The organism is Pseudomonas paraeruginosa, from assembly GCF_003025345.2.
GTDB lineage: Bacteria > Pseudomonadota > Gammaproteobacteria > Pseudomonadales > Pseudomonadaceae > Pseudomonas > Pseudomonas paraeruginosa.
This window is the reverse complement of the sequence record NZ_CP020560.1, coordinates 3,001,504-3,024,360: the sequence shown is the minus strand read 5'-3', so window position 1 is coordinate 3,024,360 and position 22,857 is coordinate 3,001,504. Positions and strand designations below refer to the sequence as shown.

The following is a 22,857-nucleotide window of genomic DNA, read 5'->3' as shown; positions in this document are numbered from 1 at the left end:
TCAGGCCTGCCCCTGGCGCAGGCGGCGCTGCTTGCGGCGCAAGCGGATCGCCCGGCGTTCCAGCAGCAGGTAGACCACGCAGGCCAGCGCCAGGGGCAGGAGGAAGTACAGCACCCGGTAGCCGATCAGCGCGGCCAGCAGCACGCCCTGGGACAGGCGCCCCTGGAGCAGGGCGATGAACACCGCCTCGAGCACCCCGAGCCCCGCCGGGATATGGGTGACCACCCCGGCGATGCTGCTGATCAGGAGGATCGCCAGGACGGTCGGGTAATCCACGCTGTGCGGCAGCAGGCTGTACAGCAGCAACGCCATCAGCGACCAGTTGCTCGCCCCGAGCAGGCCCTGCAACGCCGCCAGCCGCCAGGACGGCAGGGTCAGCCGGTGCTCGCGCCAGCCCCATGCCCGGCGCCGGGCGAAACGGCAGGCCAGCAGGTAGCCGGCGGCCAGTGCCAGCAGGAGCAGCCCGATCAGGCGCAGGCCGTCGCTGCCGAGCTTCCAGCCCGGCGGCAGGGCCGGCAGGCCGCAGCTGAAGAGGGTGCCGGCGAGCAGCAGGTAACCGAACCAGTTGGTCACCAGGCTGAAGGTAAGGATCCGGGTGATGTCGGCAATGCCCAGGCCAAGCCGGCTGTACAGGCGATAGCGCAGCGCCACGGCGCCGACCCAGGAACTCAGGTTGAGATTGAACGCGTTGCACACGAACGCCACGGTGAAGACCCGTCGCTTGGGCAGCGAGTGGCCGATGTAGTAGCGGCTGAGCAGGTCGAAGCTGCTGAACACCGTATAGCTGGCGGTGGCCAGCAGCAGGCCGAGGAGCAGGGTGGCGGGACGGTATTCGCCGAGGGCGTGGCGCACTTCCTGCCAGTCGAGATTCTTCACCAGCAGGAACAGCAGCAGCGGGACCAGCACGAAGAACGCCAGGGTCAGCAGCTTGCGCAACCCGCGCCAGTAGCCGCGGCGCGGCGCCGCGGGGGCATTGCCGGGGCTGCCGTCGTTCATGGATTGCCCCGCTGCCCCTGGCGCTCCCGCCAGCGCTTCGGCGGATGCGGCTCCAGTGATTTCAGGCGCGGCAGATGGGCGGGGACCCAGCCGGCGATGGCCGGGAAGTGCCTGGAAAAGTGGAAGCCGAGGAAGATCAGCGGCGCCCGCCACCAGTAGCCGCGCCTGGCGTGCCGGCGGCTGATCCGCCGGCAGTGCTGGCGGGCCAGCTGGCGCAGGTGCTGGTAGAGCTGACCGTTGAAGGCCGGGTCGCGGATCACCAGGTTGGCCTCCAGGTTCAGCGACAGGCTGAGGGGATCGAGATTGCTCGAACCGATGGTCGTCCAGTCGTCGTCGATCACCGCGACCTTGCCATGCAGCGGGCGCTGGCAGTATTCGTGGATGCGCACGCCCTCGCGCAGCAGGTAATCGTAGAGCAGGCGGCTGCACAGGCGCACCAGCGGCATGTCCGGCATGCCCTGCAGCACCAGGTCGACACGTACGCCGCGGCGGGCCGCGTCGCGCAGTTCGCGCAGCAGGCGGTAGCCGGGGAAGAAATAGGCGTTGGCGATCAGCAGGCGCCGGCGTGCCTGGCGGATCGCCTGCAGGTACTCCCGCTCGATATCGTCGCTGGACTGGTCGTTGTCGCGGATCACCAGGCGCACCCGCGCCGGCTGCTCGGCGCCCGAGGGACGCAACGGCGGGTAGTCGGCGTCCGGCTCCAGCAACGCCAGGCAGGCCTGGCGGATGTCACGGACCACCGGCCCCTCGACGCGCACCGCGTAGTCCTGCTTGGCCATGTTGCCGCGGCGCACGAGATGATCCTCGCCATAGTTGATGCCGCCGACGAAGGCCTGCTGGCGATCGATCACCACCAGCTTGCGATGCAACCGGCGGAACAGGTTGGTACGCATGCCGAGCAGGCGCGGACGCGGGTCGAACAGGTGCACGCGGACCCCGGAGGCGGTGAGCCGGGCCAGGTAGTCCGGGCTGAGCGAGGCGGTGCCGTAGCCGTCCACCGTGACCTGTACCTCGACCCCGCGCTCGGCGGCGGCGCTGAGAGCTTCCTGCAACTGCAGGCCGACCTCGTCCTCGAAGATGATGAAGGTCTCCAGGAGGATTTCCCGGCGCGCAGCGGCGATGCACTGGAACAGGCGCGGGAAGTATTCCTCGCCATTGATCAGCAACTCCACGCGGTTGCCGTCGCGCCAGGGGAAGTTCATGGTTCCACCTCAACCGCCAGCGGCAGGTGGTCGGAGAGGTGCGACCACGGCCGCCGCGAGAGGATCCGCGGTTGGCGCCCGCGGGCATTGCGCAGGTAGATGCGGTCCAGCGGCAGCAAGGGCCAGCGCGCCGGGAAGCTGCGCGCCGGCCGGCCCTCGGCGCCGACGAAGACTTCGCGCAGGCCGCACCCGGCGAGCAGGCGGTCGGCGCGCTGGCGCCAGTCGTTGAAGTCGCCGGCGACCACCACCGGCTCGCGCTCCGGCAGGCCCGTCACCAGCTCGCAGAGCAGTTGCAGCTGGCGCTGGCGCTGCGCCTCGCGCAGTCCCAGGTGCACGCAGACCGCGTGCAGCGGTCGGCCGATGTCGATCACCGCGTGCAGCAGGCCGCGCTCCTCGTTGCCGGCCACCGAGACGTCGAGGTTGCGGTGATCGAGGATCGGGTGCTTGGAGAGCAGGGCGTTGCCGTGGTGACCCTCGGGATACACCGCGTTGCGCCCGTAGGCGAACTGCGGCCACATGCTGTCGGCCAGGTATTCGTATTGCGGCGCCGGCGGCCAGGCCGGCAGGCGCGCGGCGTGCAGGCTGTGGGAACCAAGCACTTCCTGGAGGAACACCAGGTCGGCGCCGACGCTGCGTACCGCTTCGCGCAGCTCCGGCAGGATGAAACGGCGATTGAACGGATTGAAACCCTTGTGGGTGTTCACCGTCAGCACCTGCAGGCGCGGCAGGCTCATGCGGCGCTCTCCCGCAGGTCCTCGGGCAAGCGCCCCGGCACTGTCCGCAGGTCGCCGTCCAGACCCAGCAGGTGCAGGAGGCGGCGGGCGTCGTAGGGCGCGCGGACCTTCACGTCGTTGTCGAAATAGCAATACAGGTCGCGTGCCGCTGCCTTGGCCGGCGCCTCGTCGCTGGCTCGCTGCAGGTCGGCGGCCTGGCCGCCGTCGGTCCAGGCGCGGATCCGCGCCTGCCATTGGCGCAGGGCCGCTTCCGAGTAACCGCTGCGGTACAACTCCTTGTCACCGTGCAGGCGCAGGTAGAGGAAGTCGGCGCAGACGTCGCCGAGCAGCGGCCACTTGCCGGCGGTATCGGCCACCACCAGGGCGACCCGGTGTTCGCGCAGCAGCTCGATGAACGCCGGGTCGACGAAGCTCGGATGGCGGATTTCCACGGCATGCCGCAGGCGCTGCGCCGGATCGCCGTCGAGGTAGCCCTCGCGGTGCAGGCGCGCGGCGGCATGCCGGGCGAGCTTCTGCGCGGCGGCGCCGTCGCGCGGCAGGCGGGCGAGGAAGTCGGCGAACAGCTCGCGGTCGAAGCGCAGGCTCGGCGGGAACTGCCAGAGGAACGGGCCGAGGCGCTGGCGCAGGGCGAGGGGGCCGGAGGCGAAGAAGTTCGCCAGCGGCTCGTCGATGTCGCGCAGGCGCCGTACATGGGTGATGTAGCGCGGCGCCTTGACGCTGAAGACGAAGTCCTCCGGAGTGTCCTCGGCCCAGCCACGGAAGCGCTCGGGTGTCTGCAGGGCGTAGAAGGTGCCGTTGATCTCGATGCTGTTCACCGCCCGCGAGGCGAAGCGCAGTTCGTCCCTCTGGCGCAGCCCCTCGGGATAGAAGTCACCCCGCCAGGGTGCGTAGCGCCAACCGGATATGCCGATGCGCAGGCGCGCCTGTGCGTCCATGCCTCACCCCCGGGCGCCGCTCTCCGGCGTTGGCCGGCGCGCCAGTTCGTCCACCACGCTCTCGTCGACGCGCTCCTCGTCGCCCTCGACCCGCTGCTTCTGCGGCGTCAGCTCGACCTTGATCCAGCCGGTCTCGCGGCGGTCGAACGCCTCGAACGCCTCGATGGCGTCGCCGATCGGCTTGACCTGAGTGAGGATCCGCGCCGGGTCGATGCGGCCGCTAAGCACGTAGTCGAGCAGGCGCGGGATGTACTTGCGGTGGTGGCAGTTGCCCATGCGGATGGTCAGGTTGCGGTTCATCGCCAGGCCGATCGGAAACTGCCGCGAGTCCTCGGCGTAGACGCCGATGATCGACAGCGTACCGGCCTTGGCCAGGCCCTGGACCGCCCACTCCAGGGCCTGCGCCGGAGCGTTGCCGGGGCTCCAGCTGGTACCGTCCTGGCGTGGCGCCGCAGTGGCGGCGCCATGGCTGTGCTCGGCGTCCACCCCGACGGCGTCGATGGCGCGGTCCACGCCGATCCCGCCGGTCAGCCAGCGCAGGGCCTGGACCGGGTCCTCGCGCTCGAAGTCGATCACCTCGGCGCCCTGTTGCCGGGCCATGTGCAGGCGATCCGGGTGGCGGTCGACGGCGAACACCCGGGCGGCCCCCATGAGCAGGGCGCTGGCGATGGCGAACTGGCCGACCGGCCCGCAGCCGAACACGGCGACGGTGTCCCCGGGAGTGATCTCGGCCAGTTCGGCGCCGAAGTAGCCGGTGGGAAAGATGTCCGAGAGCAGGATCGCCTGGTCGTCGCTGATGCCGCTGGGCAGGCGGATCAGGCCGATGTTGGCGAAGGGAATCCGCGCCTTTTCCGCCTGCAGCCCGTGGAAGCCGCCGTTGGCCTGCGGTCCGCCGAAGAACGCGGTGCCGGCCTGCGCGCCGCCGGGATTGGCGACGTCGCACTGGGCGTAGTAGCCGGCGCGGCAGTACACGCAATTGCCGCAGGCGATGGTCGAGGGGATCACCACCCGGTCGCCGACCTGCAGGTTGCGCACTTCGTCGCCCAGCGCCTCGACGATGCCTACGCCCTCGTGGCCGAGGATGGTGCCGGGGCGCATGCCGCCGACACTACCGCGGACGAAATGCAGGTCGGTGCCGCAGATCGCCGAGGCGGTCAGGCGCACGATGGCGTCGGTGGGCTCCCGCAGTCGCGGCTCGGCCACGTCTTCGAGGCGGATGTCGCCGATATCATGGAATACCACGGCTTTCATGGCGTTCTCCCGGTTGGGGCCCGGCCTCGGCCGGAACGGCGAGGGCGGGCCGGGTGGAAGAAAGGCTCAGTAGTGGGCCTGGGCGACGCCCTGCAGGACGGTGGCGCTGGACGCCTGGTCGCGGCAGCTGGCTATGTTGCCCAGCGATACCACGCCCACCAGCCGCTTCTCGCGATTGAGCACCGGCAGGCGGCGCATCTGGATGTCGGCCATGTTGCGGGCCACGTGCTGGACGTCTTCGTCCTCGAAGCAGTAGTGGATGTCGCCGCTCATGATGCGGCCCAGCGGGGTCTCGCCGGGCAGGCCATCGGCCACCGCGCGGATGGCGATGTCGCGATCGGTGATCATCCCGACCAGGCGGTCGCCCTCGCCGACCAGCAGGGCGCCGCTGTCGATCCGCGCCATGGTGGCGGCCGCCTCGCGGATGCTCTGCTGCGGGTCGGCGACCTGGACGTTGCGGGTCATGATGTCGCTGATCTTCATGCTGTCCTCCTGTGTAGGGTGGATGTGCGGGCGCCGCGTGCGGCACCTACAGCTTCCGACTGGAGGTGTCGGAGGCGGTTCAGGTTTTTTCCCCGCCGTTCATCCTTGCGCTCCCGTTCCCGGCGGCTGCAGCTCGAAGAGCAGGAAGCTGCGGCCGCCGACCAGAAACTCGCTGGCGAAGGCATAGCCCTCGCCGAGGGGTTCCTCGGGGCGCTGGGTATCCAGCAGGCAGTTCCAGCCGCTGCCTTCGGCCACCTCGGGAAGGCGGAAGGACACCGCATCGTGGTAGGCGTTGAGGATCAGCAGCAGGGTGGCGTCCTCGCCGCTGCGCAGGATGCCAGTGGGCTGCGCGCGGCCATCGAGGAGCACGCCGAGACAGCGGGCGTGCTCGTCGTGCCAGTGCTCCTCGGTCATTTCCTCGCCCCCTGGAGCCAGCCAGGTGACGTCCTTGACCCCCAGCGCCTGGTTGTACTCGCCGACCAGGAACCGCCCCCTGCGCAGGATCGGATAGCGTTGGCGCAGGGCCAGCAGGCGCTGGGTGAAGGCCAGCAGCGAACGGCCCTCGTCGTCCAGCCGCCAGTCGATCCAGCCCAGTTCGTTGTCCTGGCAATAGACATTGTTGTTGCCCTGCTGGGTGCGGCTGAACTCGTCGCCGGCGACCAGCATCGGGGTGCCCTGGGACAGCAGCAGGGTAGACAGCAGGTTGCGCATCTGGCGCAGGCGCAGAGCGCGGATCTCCGGGTCGTCGGTGGGGCCCTCGCAGCCGTGGTTCCAGGACAGGTTGTGGTCGCTGCCGTCGGCGTTGTTCTCGCCGTTGGCCTCGTTGTGCTTGTGGTCGTAGGAAACCACGTCGCGCAGGGTGAAGCCGTCGTGGGCGGTGACGAAGTTGACCGAGGCGTAGGGCCGCCGTCCGCGCTGGTCGTAGAGATCGCCGGAGGCGGTCAGGCGTCGCGCCAGTTCCGGCAGCATGCCGTCGTCGCCGCGCCAGTAGGCGCGCACGCAGTCGCGGAAGCGGTCGTTCCATTCCGCCCAGCCGGGCGGGAAGCCGCCGACCTGGTAGCCGCCCGGGCCGCAGTCCCAGGGTTCGGCGATCAGCTTGCACTGGCTCAGCACCGGGTCCTGGCGGCAGGCGACGAGAAAGCCGTGGCGCTCGTCGAAGCCGTCCGGATGACGGCCGAGGATGGTCGCCAGGTCGAAACGGAAGCCGTCCACGCGCATCTCCGTGGCCCAGTAGCGCAGCGAGTCGGTGACCATCTGCAGCACGCAGGGATGGCTGAGGTCGAGGGTGTTGCCGGTGCCGGAGTCGTTGATGTAGTAGCGCCGCTGCTCGGGCATCAGGCGGTAGTACGAGGCGTTGTCGATGCCGCGCATGCACAGGGTCGGGCCCAGCTCGTTGCCTTCGGCGGTATGGTTGTAGACCACGTCGAGGATCAGCTCCAGGCCGGCGTCGTGGAGGTGCGCGACCATCTCCTTGAACTCGTTGACCTGGCCGCTGGCGAGGTAGGCCGGGTGCGGGGCGAAGAAGGCGATGCTGTTGTAGCCCCAGTAGTTGCTCATGCCGTTTTCCAGCAGGTGCTTGTCGTCGACGAAGCCATGGATCGGCAGCAGTTCGACGCTGGTCACCCCGAGCCGGCGGATATGCGCCAGCAACTCGGCGTTCATCAGCCCGGCGAAGGTGCCGCGCACCGCCTCCGGCACCTGCGGGTGGCGCATGCTGAGCCCGCGCAGATGCGCCTCGTAGATCACCGTGCGGTCCCAGGGCACGCGTACCGGCGGGCGCTCGGCCCAGGTGAAGGCGGGATCGATGACCTTCGACTTGGGCACGAAGGGCGCGCTGTCGCGCTCGTCGAAGCTGAGGTCGGCGTCCGCCGCGCCGATGGTGTAGCCGAACAGCGCCTCGGACCAGCGCAGGCGGCCGACCAGCTGCTTGGCGTAGGGGTCGAGCAGCAGCTTGTTGGGATTGAAGCGGTGGCCGGCGTCCGGCTCGTAGGGGCCATGCACCCGGTAGCCGTAGATCTGCCCCGGATGGGCATCTGGCAGGTAGCCATGCCAGATCTCGTCGGTGTACTCGGGCAATTCGATGCGCTCGATCTCCTTTTCCCCGCGCGCGTCGAACAGGCACAGCTCGACCCTGGTCGCGTGGGCCGAGAACAGCGCGAAATTGACCCCCAGGCCGTCCCAGGTGGCGCCGAGGGGAAAGGGGCGTCCTTCGCTGATCCGCGAAGGGGCGTGGCTACGCTTTCTGCTCATTCATCGGACTCCTCATTCGCCCGCTTCGGGCTTGCGGCGGCTGCGCGGCTTGGCCGCCGCCGGTTTCTCGCTGGCCGGTCGCGCCGGCGCGGCGGCCCTCGGCTTGCGCGGCTTGGCCGCCGGCGGCTTGAGCAGGGCGGGAGTCTCCTCGCCGGGCCTGGCCCGCGCGCGCGGCTTCTTCGGCGCGGGCGCCGCGGCTTCCGCCTCGGCCAGTTGCCGGGCCATGGCCCAGTGGCGCTCGGCCTGGCCTTCGGGTCGACCCTCGGATTCCCAGATCTGGTAGGCGAACTCTCGTATGCGTTTTTCGTCGGCGCTCATGGGGTGTCCTCCTGGGCGAGCCGGTAAAGCAGGTTGACGGGAAAGTCGGCGAGCACTTCGGACAGGCTCAGATGGCCGTCACTGGGCAGCGGTATGGTGGAAAACAGGCCGCTGTAGGTGCACTCAGACAGGCTCGGCGGCAACAGCAGGCAGGTGTCGCCCCAGGCCTCGGCCGGCACCCGCGGCTGCTCCGCCTGGCCAAGCAGGCCGCAGGCCAGGCGCGGGATCACCACCAGCAGGCAGCCGTGGCGACTGCGCCGGGCGAAGGCGAGGACGCGCTCGGCGTGCTCGCCGCTGACCTCCAGGGGCAGATAATCGCCATCGCGGAACAGACCCGGTTGCATCCGCCGCAGCCCCAGCACGCGAGCGATCAGGGCCTGCTTGATGCGGCCGTCGCGCCAGTTTTCCAGCAGTTCCGGGAAGGGCGTCGGCGCAGCCAGGGCGGCAGCGTGACGGGCGAAGTCCACCGGCCTGCGGTTGTCCGGATCGACCAGGCTGAAGTCCCAGCCCTCGCGGCCCTGGTAGAGGTCGGGAATGCCCGGGCAGGTCAGGCGCAGCAGGCACTGGGCGAGGCCGTTCAGTGCGCCGGCGGGCATCAGCCGCGCCGCCGCGTTGCTCAGCGACTGGCGCAGGGCCTGCGCCAGCGGCGCACGCAGGAGCTGTTCCAGGTAGTCGGCGCAGGCGCGCTCGTAGTCTTCGTCGGGGGCGGTCCAGCGCGTGCGCAGCTTGGCTTCGCGCAGTGCCTTGCGTTGCCATTCGCTCATCCGCTCGAGGAACGTCTCGTCCAGCGCGGCGCCGTCGCGGGGAGCGTCGAGCGGCCAGCTGCCGAGCAGGGCCTGGAACAGGATCAGCTCGTCGCCGGGGCTCGGCGCCGGCCCCTCGGCGAGGTCGCGGCGCAACGGCGTGGCCAGGTTCTGCCAATGTTCGACGTTGCGCGCGAACCAGGGCGCCAGCTCGCTGAGCGCGGCGAGACGGGCGCGGGCGTCCTCGCCGCGCTTGTGGTCGTGGCTGGCGGTGGCCAGCAGGGCACGCGGGCTGGCCAGGCGCCGGGCTTCGCAGGCGGCGTGGAAGCGCTCGGCGGAAGCGGCGAAACGCTGCGGGTCGAAACCGACATCGTTGCGCGACAGCAGGGCCGCCGAGCGATAGCAGGCGGTATCTTCCACGGCCTTGGCGGCGGTCGGCGAACTCAGCTGCTGGAAGCGCGCCAGCAACTCGCCGCGCAGGCGCCGCAGCGGACCGGGCGGCAGCTCGCGCAGTGGCTGGCCACCGAGCCAGCGTTCGAGATGGTCGAGGACCGTCCGGTCGGCCTCGTCGAGGTCCTCGCGGGCCGCCTCGAACGCCATGCGGAATACCGCGCGGTCCTGCGCCGAGCGACCGCAGGCTCCGGCGTAGGTGCGATAGACCGGGAATCGCGCGAGCAGCTGGAACAGCGCGCGGCGGATACCGCCGAGGGTCAGGTCGCGACTGGCCAGGTCGGCCCGCGCCACTCGCAGCAGGCCCTGGGCAAGGTTTTCCAGGTCGCCGGCGAGGCTCCCGGCCAGAACCAGCTGGCGTGCCTGATAAACCTCCTCGAGGAATTCCGCCGGACGCCCGCTGACCCTCTGCCAGAGTTCGCGCAGCGGGCGCTCGCCGCGCGGATCGTGCTGCAGCAGGCTGACCTGGTTCATGAAGTCGTAGCCGGTGCTGCCGTCGCACTGCCAATCCTCCGGCAGGCGTTCCTCGCCAGCGAGGATCTTCTCCACGTACAGCAGCATCGGCGCGCCGCCGCGACGGGCGCGAATCCGCTCGCTGCGACGACGCAGGCGCCGGCAATAGCCGCGCGGATCGGCGAGACCATCGACGTGGTCGATGCGCAGGCCATCGAGCAGCCCGTCTTCGAGCAGTTGGAAGACCTTGCCGTGCACGGCCTCGAACACCTCGCCGCGCTCCACCCGCAGGCCGACCAGTTCGCTGATGTCGAAGAAACGCCGCCAGTTGATGTCGTCCGCCGCGGTGCGCCAGCTGGCCAGGCGGTAGTGCTGGGCCTCGAGCAAGCGGTGGAGGCGCTGGCGAGTCTCGCCATGGTCCTCCTGGAGTGCGCCCAGCGTCCGCTCCAGGGCGGCGCGCGGCGCACCCTCGGCGAGCGTCGCCGCCAGTTGTCGCTGCATCTCGCGCAGGGCCTCGCGGTCCTGCCGGGACTCGCGGAAGCCGGCGGCCAGGGCAGCCAGGCGCGGCTCGCCGCTGTCTTCCAGCAATTCCGGGTAGCTGCCCGGCCAGAGCGGGAAACGCTGTTCGCCGTGGCTGGCCAGCAGGCGGCCGGCCCCGGCGTCGAGACACAGGCCGATCTCTCCGGCAGCCAGCACCTCGCCGTAGTCGCTGCGCAGGAACGGCAGCAGCACCTGGCCGCGCAACGCCGCGTCGTGGGAGTTCCACTGGATATCGAAGAAGCTGGCGTAGGGGCTTTCGCGGCCCCATTCGAGCACGTCCTGCCACCAGGGATTGGCGCCGCCGCCGATGCCCATGTGGTTCGGCACGATGTCCATCAGCAGGCCCATCCCGTGTTGCCGCAGGCCCTGGACCAGGCGCAGCAGCGCCGGCTCGCCACCCAGTTCCGGGTTGATCCGGGTCGGATCGACCACGTCGTAGCCGTGGCTGGAGCCGGGCCGCGCGCGGAACAGCGGCGAGGCATAGAGATGGCTGATGCCCAGGTCGGCGAAATAGTCCAGCCAGGGCAGGGCGTCGTCGAGGGTGAAGCCGGCATGGAATTGCAGGCGCAGGGTTGCGCGGGCTCAATCACGGGTGTCCTCCCCGGCGTTCCGGCGACTGCGGTCGAGGCTGCGCAGGCGTCGTTCGACCTGTGGTGTGTCGAGCATCTGTGCGGCGTGCAGGTTCCAGCGCCGCCGCCAGTTCGGGTGGACGTCGCCGGGACCGGGCAGGTTCGGCTGCTCCAGGCTGCCCAGGGCGTCCTCCAGCGGCAGCAGCACCAGCGGCGCGGGAGTCGCCCCGACGTAATCGATGCAGGCCTCCAGCGGCGCCTCGGCGGCAGGGTCGGCCGGCGGTTCGAGGCTGGCGGCCAGCGCCCGGCGTTCCTCCGCCCGCAGTTCCAGATCGGCGGCGCACTCCTCGGCGCCACGGAGTCCGGCGCGTCCGCGCCAGTGGATGTCGTGGCCGCGCCACCAGCCGGCCAGGCTCGGCAGGTCGTGGGTGCTGGTAGTGGCCATGGCGTCCGCCGGCCATTGCGCCGGGGGAGCGAAGCGTTCGCCGTGGCGTTCGAAGAGCAGCACGCGGGTACCGAGCACCTGGCGCCGTGCCAGTTCCTCGCGCAGGCCTTCGGGCACGGTGCCGAGGTCTTCGCCGATGACCAGCGCCGAGGCGCGGCTGGCTTCCAGGGCCAGCAAGCGCAGCAGGTCGCGTTGCGGATAGCGCAGGTAGGCGCCGGCGTGGGGCGGCTGGCCACGCGGGATCAGCCAGAGCCGTTGCAGGCCCATCACATGGTCGATGCGTAGCCCTCCGGGCCAGGCCAGGTTGGCTTGCAGCATCTCGCGGAACGCCCGATAGCCGTGGCGGCGCAGGCCCTCCGGGTTGAACGCGGAAACGCCCCAGTCCTGGCCGGACTGGTTGAGGATGTCCGGCGGCGCGCCGACATTCACCTCGGCGAGCAGCTCTTCCTGCCGCGACCAGGCCTGACTGCCGCCACCCTCGGCGCCCACCGCGAGGTCGGCGACCAGGCCGATGGCCATCCCGGCTTCCCGCGCCTGCCGCTGGGCATGTTGCAGGCAGCGCTGGGTCAGCCATTGTCCGAAGGCGCGGAACTCCACCTCCTCCGCGTGCTCGGCGCAGAACGCGGCCACCGCCGGCTCGCCGGGGTGGCGCAGCGGCTCCGGCCAGCGACGCCAGTCGGGCCCGGCGCCGAGACGCGCCTGCAGGGTCTCGAAGCGGCAGTGGTGGAGCAGGGCCTCGCCGCCTTCGCGGCGGAATTCGGCGAGGTCATGGCGCAAGGGACTGGCGCGCTCGATGAAGTCACGGTGGAGTTGGCGCAGCAGGCGCATGCGCAGGTTCGCGGCCGCCGCCCAGTCGATCAGTTCGAGGCGCTCCAGGCGCGCCATTTCCGCGGCCAGGCCGGCGCGGTGGATCGCCTGTTCCACCGCGGCCGCGCCGAGGATGGTCGCCGGCGCGGCGTGCAGCACATTGAAGAACAGCCGGCTGGACGGCGAGTAGGGGCTGTAGGCGTGGCCATTGTCCTCGGCCAGCGCATGCAGCGGGCTGATCGCCAGCGCATCGGCGCCGTGCCGCGCGGCGCTGCGCAACAGGTCCTCGAGGGCGGCGCTGTCGCCCAGCCCGCCATCGCCTGCGCGGCGCAGCGCATAGACCTGCGCGGCCAGCCCCCAGCGCCGCGCGCGTCCGGGCGCGAGGCTGGCCAGGGACGGACAGCTCGGCGGCGCGATCGCCACTGCCCACGCCTGGCGCTCCAGGACCAGCTGCGCGTAGCCGCTGCGGGTCTGCGCCGGCAGCCGGCCTTCGGCGTCAAGGCGCAGGGTGATCCGCGTGCCGTCCTCGTAGACCAGTTCGCCCGGCGTGCCGGCAGGCCCGAGCCTCTGTTCCAGCGGCTGGCCGCATTCGCCGACCAGCAACCCGAGGTTGGCGCTGTCCTCGCGCAGCCGGACCAGCGCGGCCAGGCTCTGTCCGATCTGCTCCGGACTCTGCGCCGGATAGCCGAGGGCTTCCAGCAGGCCGCGCTGGACCTCCGGGTCGACCCGCTGCGGCCGCCCGCCGGCATCCTGCCAGTCGAGTTGCAGGCCCACGGCGGCGGCCAGTTCGGCCAGGCGTGCGTCACTCATGGGCCGGCTCCAGGCTGACCGCGATGCTGCGGGGGCCGAGGCGGCCGCCGCGATACCCGGCGCAGGCGAGGTTGTCGAGGAACAACACCTGGTCCGCCGCCGCCGGCGGCTCGACTTCCGCTTCGAGCGGCCCGGGGTTGAAGTCGATTCGCCAGCCGCTGCCGTCGCCGAGCCGCCAGCGCGCCGACAGCGCGGCGCCGGCGATGGTGGTCACGCCCAGCGAACGGGCACCGCGCAGGCGCGGGATCAGGTATTCATGGCGGATTTCCAGCAACTGCCGGTAGAAACCGCGCCAGGCCGGGTCGCAGTCGGCCAGACCGGGACGCGAGCGCTCGAAGGTCTCCACCGCGTTGGGATCGGGCAGCGAGGCCAGGGCGGCGCCGTCGCCAAAGCGGCCGAACTCGCCGAACTCCTTGCGCCGCCCCTCGCGGACCGCGTCCGCCAGTTCACCACGGTGATCGGTGAAATACAGGAACGGTTCGCGCGCGGCGCATTCCTCGCCCATGAACAGCAGCGGAATCATCGGCGCGAGCAGTTGCAGCGCCACCGCCAGGCGCAACGCCTGGGGCTCGGCGAGAACGCTGAGGCGTTCGCCGAAGGCGCGATTGCCGATCTGGTCGTGGTTCTGCAGGAACAGCACGAAGGCGTCCGGCGCCAGGTCGGCGCTCGGTTCGCCGCGCGGCCGGCCGTGGCGGTTGGCCTCGCCCTGGTAGACGAACCCCTCGGCCAGGCAGCGCGCCAGGCAGCGCAGCGGCTCCCGGTAATCCTGGTAGTAGCCGTCGCTCTCGCCGGTGAGCAGGACGTGCAGCGCATGGTGGCCATCGTCGTTCCACTGCGCGTCGTAGCCCTGGCGCAGCAGGCTGGCGCGGTTGTCGTCGTTTTCCAGGACCAGGTGCACATGGCGCCCGGGGCCGGCGGCGCCGCGCAGGCGGCGGGCCATCTCGACGAGGAAGGCGGGGTCGGGGATCGCATGCACGGCGTCGAAGCGCAAGCCGTCGACGCGATAGTCGAGCAGCCACATCAGAGCGTTCTCGTAGAAGAACTCGCGGACCTCGCCGCGACGGAAATCGATGGCCTGGCCCCAGGGCGTCTGCCGGTCGTCGCGGAAGAACGCGGCGGCGTACTGCGCGAGGTAGTTGCCGTCCGGGCCGAAGTGGTTGTAGATCACGTCGACGAAGACCATCAGGCCCATGCCGTGCGCGCTGTCGATCAGATGCTTGAGCTGCTCCGGGGTGCCATAGGCCGAGGCGGGGGCGAAAGGCAGGACGCCGTCGTAGCCCCAGTTGCGACGCCCGGGAAACTCGCCCAGCGGCATCAGCTCGACGGCGGTCACGCCCAGCTCCACCAGCCTGGGCAGGAAGCGTTCGACCTCGGCGTAGGTACCGAACAGGCCGACGTGCAGTTCGTAGATCACTGCTTCGTGCCAGGGACGCCCGCGCCATTCGTCGACCCGCCAGGCGTAGGCCGCGTGGTCGACCACCTGGCTATCGCCATGCACGCCGTCGGGCTGGAACTGCGAGGCCGGGTCCGCTACGCCGGGGCGGCCGTCGATGCGATAGCGGTAGCGCGTGCCGGCCGGACAGGGCAGGGTCGCCTCGAACCAGCCGCTGTCGCTACCCACCAGCGGCCAGCTGCGGCCGTCGGCGGTCTCGACCAGTACCTCGCGCGCATCTGGAGCCCAGAGGCCGAAACAGGTCAGGCCGCCGCCTTCCGGCTGGGCGCCGAAGCGGCGCCGGATCGCCATCACGGGCGCACCCCGCGCAAGGCCGGCGCGGTATTCCTCAGCAGGCGCCGGTAGAGGCGGTTGTACGGTTCCACCGAGTCGCGCCAGAACATCGGCGCGGCCATCGCCTTGCAGCGCATGGCATTGAGCAGAGCGGGGCAATGGTAGACGTTGATCGCGCGCAGCACCGCATCCAGATAGCTCTGCGCGGTTTCCTCGCGGAACAGGAAGCCGGTGACGCCGTCGACGATGGTGTCGGCGAGCCCGCCGGTGCAACGCGCGATCGGCAGCGAGCCGAAGCATTGCGCGTAGAGCTGGCTCAGGCCGCAAGGCTCGTAGCGCGATGGCATGAGCAGGAAGTCGCTGCCGGCATAGATGCGCCGCGCGTCGGTCTCGTCGAAGCCGATGTGCACGCCGACCTGGCCCGGATGACGCCGCGAGAGATCGAGCATGGCCTTCTCCAGCGACGGTTCGCCGCGCCCGATGCTGACCAGCCGGCCACCGGCCTGGAGCAGGGCGTCGCTGATCTCCAGGGTCAGGTCGATACCCTTTTGCTGCACCAGCCGCGAGACCACCGCGAACAGCGGCCCCTTGCCCGGCTCGAGGCCGAAACGCTCCTCGACATAGCGTGTGTTGGCGCGCTTGCCGGCCCATTGGCGGGCGCTGAAGCCGGCCACCAGGTGCGGATCGCAATGCGGCTGCCAGCTGTCATCGATGCCGTTGACGATGCCGCTGAGCTGGCGCTTCTCGACCTTGCACTTGAGGATGCCGTGCAGGCCGCAGCCGTATTCCGGGGTGGTGATCTCCTGCGCATAGGTCTCGCTCACCGTGGTGATGTGATGGGCATGGGCGATGCCCGCCTTGAGGAACGACAGGCGCCCGTGGAACTCCATGCTCTCGGGGCTGAGCGCTTCGTCGGGCAGGCCCAGTTCGGCGCTGCACTGCAGGTCGCAGAGACCCTGGTAGGCGAGGTTGTGGATAGTGAACAGGCTCGGCGTGCGCACACCGTTCCAGGCCATGTAGGCCGGGGTCAGCGCCGACGGCCAGTCGTTGGCGTGCACCAGGCCCGGCTGCCAGCCCTGGGCGCCGTGACCGCCGGCGATCTCGGCGGCGGCCAGGCAGAGGCGGGCGAAGCGCAGGTGGTTGTCAGCCCAGTCGTTGCCCTGGTCGTCCATGTAGGGGGTGCCCTCGCGCTCGTAGAGCAACGGGCAGAGCACCAGCATCACCTCCAGGCCGTCGTCGAGGGTCACCAGGCCGATCTCGCACGGCGGGATCGCCGCGCGGCCCGGCAGGCTGCCGAGGATTCGCAGGTCACTGCAGCGCTCCAGCACCTGGCGGTAGCCGGGCAGCAGGACCCGTACCGCATGCTGGCGCCTGAGCACCCGGGGCAGGGCGGCGGAAAAGTCGCCGAGCCCGCCGACCTTGACGAAGTCGCTGAGCTCGGCGGTGACGAAGAGTATTCGATCCCTCTGTTGCGGCGGGTCCTGCGGGTGCAGCAGCGACGGAAAGGCGGTCAGTACCGCGGGTTCTTCCAGGCAGACGCCTGCAACAGAATGTCCCATGTCATCCTCCGGTCGTACGTTGTCCTTGGCGTTGGTCAGGTCGGAACCATCGCCGCATCGGCAGGGCGAGGTCCTTGCTAGGGGGACCGGAGGGGAGCGACGGAAGTTTAGTTTTTTTTCCCGGCGGCTCGGCTTGCATGTGGCGGAACCAAGGGGTCGCGCGGGAGGTAGCGGAACAGCGGGGTTGCCGAATGCAACGCTGGCCGAGGCACTTCTTGCAAAATGCAAATATCATTTCGCCGCTTTTCTTTGCAACCTATTGATTTAAAAGGAATTGATTTTTCGGCAAAGCTGGTACGCCTTCTGCTCCAGAGGTATGCGCCTGTTTACCGGCGTCAAAAACTCTTGGATGAGGAGGAGGCCAGCAATGCGTGATACCGATGAAAACGTGGTCGAGTACCTGGAGGAGCATTTCAAGGACGTGCGCGTCAGTTGCGAGTCCCGCCCTGACGGCGCGCTGCTGGTGACCCTGCGCAACAGCCAGGGCAAGCGCCTGATGAGCCGGGCGATCTCCGGGCAGGAACAGAGCAGCCCGCTGCTGCTCAACCAGGTGCTCGAACGCATCCGCCGCGACCTGATCATCGACCAGGGCCCGCTGCAGATGCGCGACAGCGACTACTTCCGCAAGCGCATCGACCTGCTGACGTTCCGCGACTGCGACAACCAGCATCTCACCCACCGCAAGGTCCTGGTGGCCGGCGGCAAGCTGCGCACCATGAGCCTGGCTCGCTGAGCAGGCCGACGCTTTCGTACCGGGGCGGTGGCCGCCGCGCGCCGCCCCGGCCCTTCCGACGCATGGTCCGAACCAATCGCTCCGCGCAGCCCTCCATCTAGAGGTCATCCTTACGATGGAGGCGGATATGCGTCTTTCCACTTCTGCACCCGATGCGATAACAGCCACCCCACGCAACCCTTCCCAGGACCCGGACGAATACCCGGTTCCCGATCGGGAGAGCCACGTCCCGCAGGAATTCCCGGAAGAAGTACCGATGGAGCAACCGAGCGAAGAACCTCTTTCGCCCATGCCGGAGCGCTGAGCGGTCCGATTTCCATTGAGGAGGAGCGGAACATGAGCGCAGACCCGCAGCAACGCCTGGTGGTGGCCCACAGCGTCGACCCCGCCGCCGCCGACCACGAAGTGCAGGGCAACCTGGCGCTGGCGCGCTGGCTGGCCGAAGTGCAGAACCTGGCGTTCGGCGGCGCCTTCGAACCCGAACTGCGCCAGCGAGGCCTTCTCTACCTGGTGCCCACGCGGACCCTGGTCGGCCTGGAGAGTGCGCGGCAGTTGGGCGTGGCCAGCGCCGACGACCTGCTCGGCGGGTTCGTCGAGCACGCCTTCATCGGCGGCAAGGCCATCGCCCACCCGCTGGCCCGCGGCGGCCTGGCGCCGGAGGGCTGGAACCCATTGTTCGCCGAGAAGGTCCGCGACGTGGTGCTGACCGGGGTGAGCGCTTTCAGCCTGGCCGACGCCCATCGCGCCGGCGCCCGGCTGCTCGCCGAGGGGCCGGTACGCGCCAAGCTGGCGGAAGCCTGCGGCGGCCTCGGCCAGCATGTCGCCCGCGACCTCGACGAACTGGACGGCTGGCTCGCCGGCCTCGAGGAACGCCAGCTGGCCCTCGGTCTGGTGCTGGAAGCCAACCTGGAGCGGGTCGTCACCCACAGCGTCGGGCAAGTCCGGGTCAATGGCTTCCTGATGAGCTACCACGGCCACCAGCACCAGACCCGCAACCGGCGTGGCGAACTGGTCTACGCCGGCTCGGACCTGCTGGTGGCGCGTGGCGGCTACGCCGAGCTGCTGGCCCTCGACCTGGCGCGCGAGGTGCGCCAGGCCATCGAATACGCACGGATCTTCGATACCGCCGCGGCGATTTTCTTTCCCGCCTGCTTCGCCTCCCGGCGCAACTACGATGTTGCCCAGGGCGTCGACAGCCGCGGCCGCGAGCGCTTCGGCGTGCTCGAACAGTCCTGGCGGGTGGGCGGCGCGAGCAGCGCGGAAATCGCCGCGCTGGAAGCCTTCCGCGCCGAGCCGGGGCTCGCCGCGGTACGCGCCTCTTCGTTCGAGATCCACGAGGACAAGCGCCTGCCGGACAACAGCCGGGTCATCTACCGCGGCCATGACGAACACGGCGACTTCCTGCTCAAGTACGCGATGACGGGGGAGGCATGACGGCCAACAGCGAGCGCATCCGTATCGACGTCGGCGCCGAACGCATCGAGGGCACCTTCCTCAGCCCCCGGGCGAAGGTGCCTGGCGTGCTCTTCGTGCATGGCTGGGGCGGTAGCCAGCAGCGCGACCTGAAGCGCGCGCAGGGCATCGCCGGACTCGGCTGCGTATGCCTGACCTTCGACCTGCGCGGGCACGGCGCCGAAAGCGGGCGCCAGGCCCTGGTCACGCGCGAGGACAATCTGCAGGACCTGCTTGCCGCCTACGACCGCCTGGTCGCCCACCCGGCGATCGACAGCGAGGCGGTGGCGGTGGTCGGCACCAGCTACGGCGGCTACCTGGCGACCATCCTCAGCCAGCTGCGCGCGGTGCGCTGGCTGGCGTTGCGGGTGCCGGCGATCTACCGCGACGAGGACTGGCTGACGCCCAAGCTGCTGCTCGACCGCCAGGATCTCATCGACTACCGCGGCAGCCTCATCCCGGCCGCCAGCAACCGCGCACTGCAGGCCTGCGCGGCGTTTCGCGGCGACGTGCTGCTGGTCGAGTCGGAGTTCGACAGCTACGTCCCGCACTCGACCATCATGAGCTTCCGCGCGGCGTTCCAGCAGACCCATTCGCTGACCCACCGGATCATCGACCACGCCGACCACGCCCTCAGCAGCGAGGCGGCGCAGGACGCCTATACCTCGATCCTGGTGGACTGGATCACCGAGATGGTGGTCGGCGAGCGGCTCAGCATCACTCCGACATACGCCACCATCCATCCGGCTTTCTGAACGCTGCGCGAAACCCGCTCTCCCACCTTCCGTGGGTGCCTGCCCACGTTTTCGTGCCGGCCCGCGCCGGCGCCGACAGACGCGAGAACTCCCGGACAGCTGCCGGGCCAAGGAGAGCGATATGAACCAGACCAATCTCGACGACACCCTCGACGTGCTCAACGACCTGCTGCAGACCAGCAAGGACGGCGAGGCCGGTTTCCAGGCCTGCGCCCAGGACCTGCGCGACCCGCAGCTGAAGGCGGCGATGCTGGAACAGAGCCGCGATTGCGCGGCGGCCGCCGACGAGCTGGAGCGGATCGTCCTGGAGCTGGGCGGCAAGCCCAAGGACAGCACCAGCTTCGCCGGCGACCTGCACCGCCGCTGGGTCGACCTCAAGTCGCTGGTCACCGGCAAGGATGAAGAGGCGGTGCTCAACGAATGCGAACGCGGCGAGGACGTCGCCAAGCACCGCTACCAGGCGGCCCTGGAAAAGCCGCTGCCGGCGGAGATCCAGCAGGTGATCGAGCGCCAGTACCAGGGCGTGCTCCGTCACCACGACCGGGTCCGCGCGCTGCGCGACGCCCGCGCCTGAACCCGACGCCACGAGGAGAAGCACGCCATGAGCCAATCCCTGGCCTTCCTGCTCATCGGCCTGGCCACGCTGGTCGGTTTCTATGACCTCTGGGCCTTCGTCAGCGTGTTCCGCAGCGACCGCAGCGTGAACTCGAAGGCCCTGTGGTCGTTGCTGATCGCCCTGGTTCCGGTGATCGGCGTGCTCATCTGGGCGGTCGCCGGCCCGCGGGCCGCGACCGCCCGTCCTCGCGGCTGAACTCGGCGGGGGATCGGGCGCTCAGCCAAAGGGAGTGCCACCGGCACCCGGATAACGAAACGATGAGGAACGACAATGAATGCCATCGAACTACTGGTCCATGACCACGAGACCGTGAAGAAACTGCTCGGCGACCTCAGCGAGACCACCGAGCGGGCGCTGAAGAAGCGCAGCGAGCTGCTGGGCAGGCTGGAGCTGGAACTGGTGCTGCACACCACCATCGAGGAGGAGATTTTCTACCCGGCGCTCAAGGAGAGCGGCGGCAAGGAAGAACTGAAGATGTACTACGAGGCCAAGGAGGAACACCGCACGGTGGACTCTCTGGTGCTGCCCGACCTCAAGCGCACCCGCCCGGACACCGTGCAGTTCGCCGGCCGGGTCAAGGTGCTGAGGGAACTGCTGGAGCATCACATCGAGGAAGAAGAGGGCGAGCTGTTCCCGCGCGCCCGGCAACTGCTCGACGCCGCCACCCTCGAGCAACTCGGCCAGGCCATGCAGCAGCACAAGAAGGCCCTCAAGGCGCGCCTGGAAAAAAGGGCGGCCTGAGGCATGCGTGACGCAGACCGCGCACTGCTCGAGGAACTCCTGCTGGCACGCGGGCCGGGAGGCCAGGAAGACGAGGTGCGGGCCGTCTGCCAGCGGGAGCTGGAGCGTTGTTGCGACGAGGTCGGCAGCGATGCCGCCGGCAACCTGGTCGCGCGCATCAGCCCGCCGCACCTGCCGCGCGAACAGGCGCGGCGGGCGGCGGTGCGGCTGCTGGCACACCTCGACGAGATCGCCATGATCGTCAAGCGCGTCGAGGCCGACGGCAGCCTGCGGGTGGTCGCGCTGGGTGGCGCGCAGCCGGTGAGCTTCGGCGTCTGCCCGGTGCAGATACTGGCCGGCGAGGGCGTCCTCGACGGCGTGCTGTCCTACGGCAGCATGCACGCCACCGGCGAGTCGCCGCAGGGCTCCGACGTGCTCTCGGGCGCCGTGCATTGGCGCGATGTGCATGTGGTCACCCGGCGCAGCGCCGAGGAACTGGCCAGCCTGGGCGTGCGCCCGGGCACGCGGGTGGTGCTCAACCGCCTGTGGCGACGTCCGCTGTACTTCCAGGACTGCGTCGCCGCGCACTTCCTCGACGACCGCGCGCCGCTGCTCGCCGTGCTCGGCGTGGCCGACGAGATCGCCCGACGCCGCGACGAACTGCGCGGCGACCTCTACCTGGTGCTGACCACCATGGAGGAGGAGAGCAACGCCGGCGCGCTGTTCGCCGCGCGCCACCTGCCTGGCGACGTGAGCATCGCGGTGGAGGTCGGGCCGACCGTCGCCGAGTACGGCACTCGCCTGTGCCGCGACCCGATCATCAACAGCGGCGACGCCAAGGGCTACTACAGTCGCCACCTCACCGACCGCCTGCTGCGCGCCGCCGAGCGCTGCCTGTACCGGCCGCAGGCGGCGCTGCTGCTCGACTTCGCCTCGGACGCCAGCGCCCTGCTGAGCCATGGCGAGTCGGCGCAGGTCGGCTGCATCGGCATTCCGACCGAGAACACCCACGGTTTCGAGATCGTCCTGGAAGAAGGTATCGAGGCCTGCCGGCGAACGCTGGTGGAATTCCTCGTGGAGCCGCCGGACGGCGAAGCCTGACCGACAACCGACGCAAGGAGAACCCCATGAACGAATACCTGCCCACATCGACAACCAACGGGCTGCCGCACAATCTGCAGCGCGGCGAGCGGCTCGCTTCCATCGGCGCCGGACTGGTCCTGGCCGGGTTCGGCCTGGCCCGCGGCGGCCTGCCAGGCGCCTGCAAGGCGGTCGCCGGCGGCCTGCTGGTCAGCCGCGGGCTGAGCGGACACTGCCACGTCAAGGGCCTGCTCAACGAGCCGCGGGAGGAGTTGCAGTTGCTGCGCGAGGAAGTACAGCACCTGACCCGGCGTCTGCAACGCCTGCAGGAGCGCCAGCGCGACGACTCGCGGCCGGACGCTCCGCTGGAAGCCGACCTGTCGCCGAACCTGCCGTGACATCCCGGCCCTGCGCCAAGGCGCAGGGCCCATCGACGAGAGGAGGGCGAGGCGATGGCCGGCCACCTGTTCCTGATCAGCTACATACTCGACGACCAGCCGATGACCACCGAGCTGCACAGCGAGGCGCCGACCCTCACCCGCGAGGACGCGCGCCGCCACCTGGAGGCGCTGCATCGTCCGCGGGACGCCAGGGCGCTCAGCGACATCCAGGTCAGCAAGGTGGAGCGGACCCACGAAGCGGGGACCACTCCGGGACATTACCAGCAGCCCTGACGCCCGGCGCAAGCGCGGCTGGGAAAGGGGGCGGCGCTCAGCCGGTTCCGGTCTTCAACTCGGCCTCGAGTTCGCCGAAGCGACGGATTTCCTCGCGCAGCTCGAGGATGAAGGCGCTGAGATCGCTGAAGCTGCTGCTCTGCAGGAAATCGCAGTTGGGCACTATGTAGAGCGCGCCGCGGGTGCCGTCCACGCGGCAGCTGATGGTCACGGTGAAATCGGCGTTCAGCTGGCATTGGCAGTCGTGGTCGCGCAATTCCTCCTCGAGGATCTTCTTCAGGTACAGGTAGGAAAGGTTCATCTGGCCAAGTCTCCCCAGGTTTGCGAGACGCAAAAAAATCCGTTCCGTCCCTGGAGCGGGATTAGCCTGAATCAGAGAGAAACCGTCGGGTCGAGCCAACGGTACGCATAACTATAGGCGCCACGAAGGCGGAAGGCCGTCCCATATCCAGAATTCGAGGGTTTAGCCGCATCCCGCATGATACGCGGGATGCAGAATGCAAGAGGTCGTGCAGCCTGCACATGTCAGAGTGAAATCACCACGTGCGAAAAGCCT

22 protein-coding genes are annotated in these 22,857 nt (G+C 69.7%); 9 read left to right on the top strand and 13 right to left on the bottom strand.

Features of this window, described 5'->3' with window-relative positions; genetic code table 11:
* The 12 genes from B7D75_RS14305 to glgA all read right to left on the bottom strand — a co-directional run bounded on the left by B7D75_RS14305 (position 1) and on the right by glgA (position 16,271).
* Positions 1 to 996 (bottom strand): lysylphosphatidylglycerol synthase domain-containing protein, encoded by a 996-nt coding sequence (locus tag B7D75_RS14305; protein ID WP_012075911.1) that lies wholly within the window; start codon positions 994 to 996, stop codon positions 1 to 3.
* Positions 993 to 2,198 carry a cardiolipin synthase ClsB gene (gene clsB / locus B7D75_RS14300; RefSeq protein ID WP_012075910.1) on the bottom strand — a complete coding sequence of 402 codons (1,206 nt, stop codon included), beginning with the start codon at positions 2,196 to 2,198 and terminating at the stop codon, positions 993 to 995. Before clsB ends, B7D75_RS14305 begins: the two co-directional genes overlap by 4 nt.
* Positions 2,195 to 2,932 (bottom strand): endonuclease/exonuclease/phosphatase family protein, encoded by a 738-nt coding sequence (locus B7D75_RS14295; protein WP_012075909.1) that lies wholly within the window; start codon positions 2,930 to 2,932, stop codon positions 2,195 to 2,197. The genes clsB and B7D75_RS14295 overlap by 4 nt, the downstream gene beginning before the upstream one ends.
* Entirely contained in the window at positions 2,929 to 3,867 is a 939-nt protein-coding gene (locus B7D75_RS14290; RefSeq protein WP_012075908.1) for a DUF72 domain-containing protein, read from the bottom strand. The genes B7D75_RS14295 and B7D75_RS14290 overlap by 4 nt, the downstream gene beginning before the upstream one ends.
* A 3-nt stretch (positions 3,868 to 3,870) precedes the next feature.
* Positions 3,871 to 5,118, bottom strand: a complete 1,248-nt coding sequence (locus tag B7D75_RS14285; RefSeq protein ID WP_043104333.1) for a zinc-dependent alcohol dehydrogenase — start codon at positions 5,116 to 5,118, stop codon at positions 3,871 to 3,873.
* A 66-nt stretch (positions 5,119 to 5,184) separates the two neighbouring features.
* Positions 5,185 to 5,601, bottom strand: a complete 417-nt coding sequence (locus B7D75_RS14280; RefSeq protein ID WP_012075906.1) for a CBS domain-containing protein — start codon at positions 5,599 to 5,601, stop codon at positions 5,185 to 5,187.
* A gap of 99 nt (positions 5,602 to 5,700) precedes the next feature.
* Positions 5,701 to 7,851, bottom strand: coding sequence for a glycogen debranching protein GlgX (glgX, locus tag B7D75_RS14270; RefSeq protein WP_043104330.1), 2,151 nt, complete (start codon positions 7,849 to 7,851; stop codon positions 5,701 to 5,703).
* A gap of 12 nt (positions 7,852 to 7,863) precedes the next feature.
* Positions 7,864 to 8,169 (bottom strand): DUF2934 domain-containing protein, encoded by a 306-nt coding sequence (locus tag B7D75_RS14265; protein ID WP_107114144.1) that lies wholly within the window; start codon positions 8,167 to 8,169, stop codon positions 7,864 to 7,866.
* The gene (locus tag B7D75_RS14260; RefSeq protein ID WP_107114143.1) at positions 8,166 to 10,925 is read right to left on the bottom strand and encodes a malto-oligosyltrehalose synthase; all 2,760 of its coding nucleotides are present in this window, start codon (positions 10,923 to 10,925) and stop codon (positions 8,166 to 8,168) included. The genes B7D75_RS14265 and B7D75_RS14260 overlap by 4 nt, the downstream gene beginning before the upstream one ends.
* Before the next feature lie 12 nt (positions 10,926 to 10,937).
* Positions 10,938 to 12,986, bottom strand: a complete 2,049-nt coding sequence (gene malQ / locus B7D75_RS14255; RefSeq protein WP_107114142.1) for a 4-alpha-glucanotransferase — start codon at positions 12,984 to 12,986, stop codon at positions 10,938 to 10,940.
* On the bottom strand, positions 12,979 to 14,730 hold the full coding sequence (gene treZ / locus B7D75_RS14250; RefSeq protein WP_107114141.1) for a malto-oligosyltrehalose trehalohydrolase: 1,752 nt from the start codon (positions 14,728 to 14,730) through the stop codon (positions 12,979 to 12,981). The genes malQ and treZ overlap by 8 nt, the downstream gene beginning before the upstream one ends.
* A complete protein-coding gene (gene glgA, locus B7D75_RS14245) occupies positions 14,730 to 16,271 on the bottom strand; it encodes a glycogen synthase GlgA (RefSeq protein WP_034078993.1) in 1,542 nt (513 codons plus the stop codon). The genes treZ and glgA overlap by 1 nt, the downstream gene beginning before the upstream one ends.
* A gap of 367 nt (positions 16,272 to 16,638) precedes the next feature.
* On the opposite strand from glgA, the gene B7D75_RS14240 reads away from it, so the two are divergent.
* The 9 genes from B7D75_RS14240 to B7D75_RS14195 all read left to right on the top strand — a co-directional run bounded on the left by B7D75_RS14240 (position 16,639) and on the right by B7D75_RS14195 (position 22,301).
* Positions 16,639 to 17,004 carry a DUF3509 domain-containing protein gene (locus tag B7D75_RS14240; protein ID WP_012075898.1) on the top strand — a complete coding sequence of 122 codons (366 nt, stop codon included), beginning with the start codon at positions 16,639 to 16,641 and terminating at the stop codon, positions 17,002 to 17,004.
* A gap of 336 nt (positions 17,005 to 17,340) precedes the next feature.
* Positions 17,341 to 18,438 (top strand): DUF3182 family protein, encoded by a 1,098-nt coding sequence (locus tag B7D75_RS14230; RefSeq protein WP_012075896.1) that lies wholly within the window; start codon positions 17,341 to 17,343, stop codon positions 18,436 to 18,438.
* Positions 18,435 to 19,211, top strand: coding sequence for an alpha/beta hydrolase family protein (locus tag B7D75_RS14225; RefSeq protein ID WP_034078994.1), 777 nt, complete (start codon positions 18,435 to 18,437; stop codon positions 19,209 to 19,211). The genes B7D75_RS14230 and B7D75_RS14225 overlap by 4 nt, the downstream gene beginning before the upstream one ends.
* Before the next feature lie 121 nt (positions 19,212 to 19,332).
* On the top strand, positions 19,333 to 19,785 hold the full coding sequence (locus B7D75_RS14220) for a ferritin-like domain-containing protein (protein WP_012075894.1): 453 nt from the start codon (positions 19,333 to 19,335) through the stop codon (positions 19,783 to 19,785).
* 27 nt (positions 19,786 to 19,812) lie between these two features.
* Positions 19,813 to 20,022, top strand: a complete 210-nt coding sequence (locus B7D75_RS14215; protein ID WP_012075893.1) for a PLD nuclease N-terminal domain-containing protein — start codon at positions 19,813 to 19,815, stop codon at positions 20,020 to 20,022.
* Positions 20,023 to 20,097: 75 nt separating this feature from the next.
* On the top strand, positions 20,098 to 20,568 hold the full coding sequence (locus tag B7D75_RS14210) for a hemerythrin domain-containing protein (protein ID WP_034078997.1): 471 nt from the start codon (positions 20,098 to 20,100) through the stop codon (positions 20,566 to 20,568).
* Positions 20,569 to 20,571: 3 nt separating this feature from the next.
* Positions 20,572 to 21,648 (top strand): zinc-binding metallopeptidase family protein, encoded by a 1,077-nt coding sequence (locus B7D75_RS14205; RefSeq protein ID WP_053813980.1) that lies wholly within the window; start codon positions 20,572 to 20,574, stop codon positions 21,646 to 21,648.
* A 26-nt stretch (positions 21,649 to 21,674) separates the two neighbouring features.
* Positions 21,675 to 22,025 (top strand): YgaP family membrane protein, encoded by a 351-nt coding sequence (locus B7D75_RS14200; protein ID WP_012075890.1) that lies wholly within the window; start codon positions 21,675 to 21,677, stop codon positions 22,023 to 22,025.
* 54 nt (positions 22,026 to 22,079) lie between these two features.
* Positions 22,080 to 22,301 (top strand): Ntn hydrolase family protein, encoded by a 222-nt coding sequence (locus tag B7D75_RS14195; RefSeq protein ID WP_012075889.1) that lies wholly within the window; start codon positions 22,080 to 22,082, stop codon positions 22,299 to 22,301.
* A gap of 37 nt (positions 22,302 to 22,338) precedes the next feature.
* Here B7D75_RS14195 and B7D75_RS14190 read toward each other — a convergent pair whose 3' ends face one another.
* Positions 22,339 to 22,602, bottom strand: a complete 264-nt coding sequence (locus tag B7D75_RS14190; RefSeq protein WP_012075888.1) for a hypothetical protein — start codon at positions 22,600 to 22,602, stop codon at positions 22,339 to 22,341.
* Between the last annotated feature and the right edge of the window lie 255 nt (positions 22,603 to 22,857).

What these genes read in the sequence shown, in the direction of transcription:
- B7D75_RS14305 (WP_012075911.1), bottom strand. Translation starts at nt 996, where the DNA reads ATGAACGACGGCAGCCCCGGCAATGCCCCCGCGGCGCCGCGCCGCGGC.
- clsB (WP_012075910.1), bottom strand. Translation starts at nt 2,198, where the DNA reads ATGAACTTCCCCTGGCGCGACGGCAACCGCGTGGAGTTGCTGATCAAT.
- B7D75_RS14295 (WP_012075909.1), bottom strand. Translation starts at nt 2,932, where the DNA reads ATGAGCCTGCCGCGCCTGCAGGTGCTGACGGTGAACACCCACAAGGGT.
- B7D75_RS14290 (WP_012075908.1), bottom strand. Translation starts at nt 3,867, where the DNA reads ATGGACGCACAGGCGCGCCTGCGCATCGGCATATCCGGTTGGCGCTAC.
- B7D75_RS14285 (WP_043104333.1), bottom strand. Translation starts at nt 5,118, where the DNA reads ATGAAAGCCGTGGTATTCCATGATATCGGCGACATCCGCCTCGAAGAC.
- B7D75_RS14280 (WP_012075906.1), bottom strand. Translation starts at nt 5,601, where the DNA reads ATGAAGATCAGCGACATCATGACCCGCAACGTCCAGGTCGCCGACCCG.
- glgX (WP_043104330.1), bottom strand. Translation starts at nt 7,851, where the DNA reads ATGAGCAGAAAGCGTAGCCACGCCCCTTCGCGGATCAGCGAAGGACGC.
- B7D75_RS14265 (WP_107114144.1), bottom strand. Translation starts at nt 8,169, where the DNA reads ATGAGCGCCGACGAAAAACGCATACGAGAGTTCGCCTACCAGATCTGG.
- malQ (WP_107114142.1), bottom strand. Translation starts at nt 12,986, where the DNA reads ATGAGTGACGCACGCCTGGCCGAACTGGCCGCCGCCGTGGGCCTGCAA.
- treZ (WP_107114141.1), bottom strand. Translation starts at nt 14,730, where the DNA reads ATGGCGATCCGGCGCCGCTTCGGCGCCCAGCCGGAAGGCGGCGGCCTG.
- glgA (WP_034078993.1), bottom strand. Translation starts at nt 16,271, where the DNA reads ATGGGACATTCTGTTGCAGGCGTCTGCCTGGAAGAACCCGCGGTACTG.
- B7D75_RS14240 (WP_012075898.1), top strand. Translation starts at nt 16,639, where the DNA reads ATGCGTGATACCGATGAAAACGTGGTCGAGTACCTGGAGGAGCATTTC.
- B7D75_RS14230 (WP_012075896.1), top strand. Translation starts at nt 17,341, where the DNA reads ATGAGCGCAGACCCGCAGCAACGCCTGGTGGTGGCCCACAGCGTCGAC.
- B7D75_RS14225 (WP_034078994.1), top strand. Translation starts at nt 18,435, where the DNA reads ATGACGGCCAACAGCGAGCGCATCCGTATCGACGTCGGCGCCGAACGC.
- B7D75_RS14220 (WP_012075894.1), top strand. Translation starts at nt 19,333, where the DNA reads ATGAACCAGACCAATCTCGACGACACCCTCGACGTGCTCAACGACCTG.
- B7D75_RS14215 (WP_012075893.1), top strand. Translation starts at nt 19,813, where the DNA reads ATGAGCCAATCCCTGGCCTTCCTGCTCATCGGCCTGGCCACGCTGGTC.
- B7D75_RS14210 (WP_034078997.1), top strand. Translation starts at nt 20,098, where the DNA reads ATGAATGCCATCGAACTACTGGTCCATGACCACGAGACCGTGAAGAAA.
- B7D75_RS14205 (WP_053813980.1), top strand. Translation starts at nt 20,572, where the DNA reads ATGCGTGACGCAGACCGCGCACTGCTCGAGGAACTCCTGCTGGCACGC.
- B7D75_RS14200 (WP_012075890.1), top strand. Translation starts at nt 21,675, where the DNA reads ATGAACGAATACCTGCCCACATCGACAACCAACGGGCTGCCGCACAAT.
- B7D75_RS14195 (WP_012075889.1), top strand. Translation starts at nt 22,080, where the DNA reads ATGGCCGGCCACCTGTTCCTGATCAGCTACATACTCGACGACCAGCCG.
- B7D75_RS14190 (WP_012075888.1), bottom strand. Translation starts at nt 22,602, where the DNA reads ATGAACCTTTCCTACCTGTACCTGAAGAAGATCCTCGAGGAGGAATTG.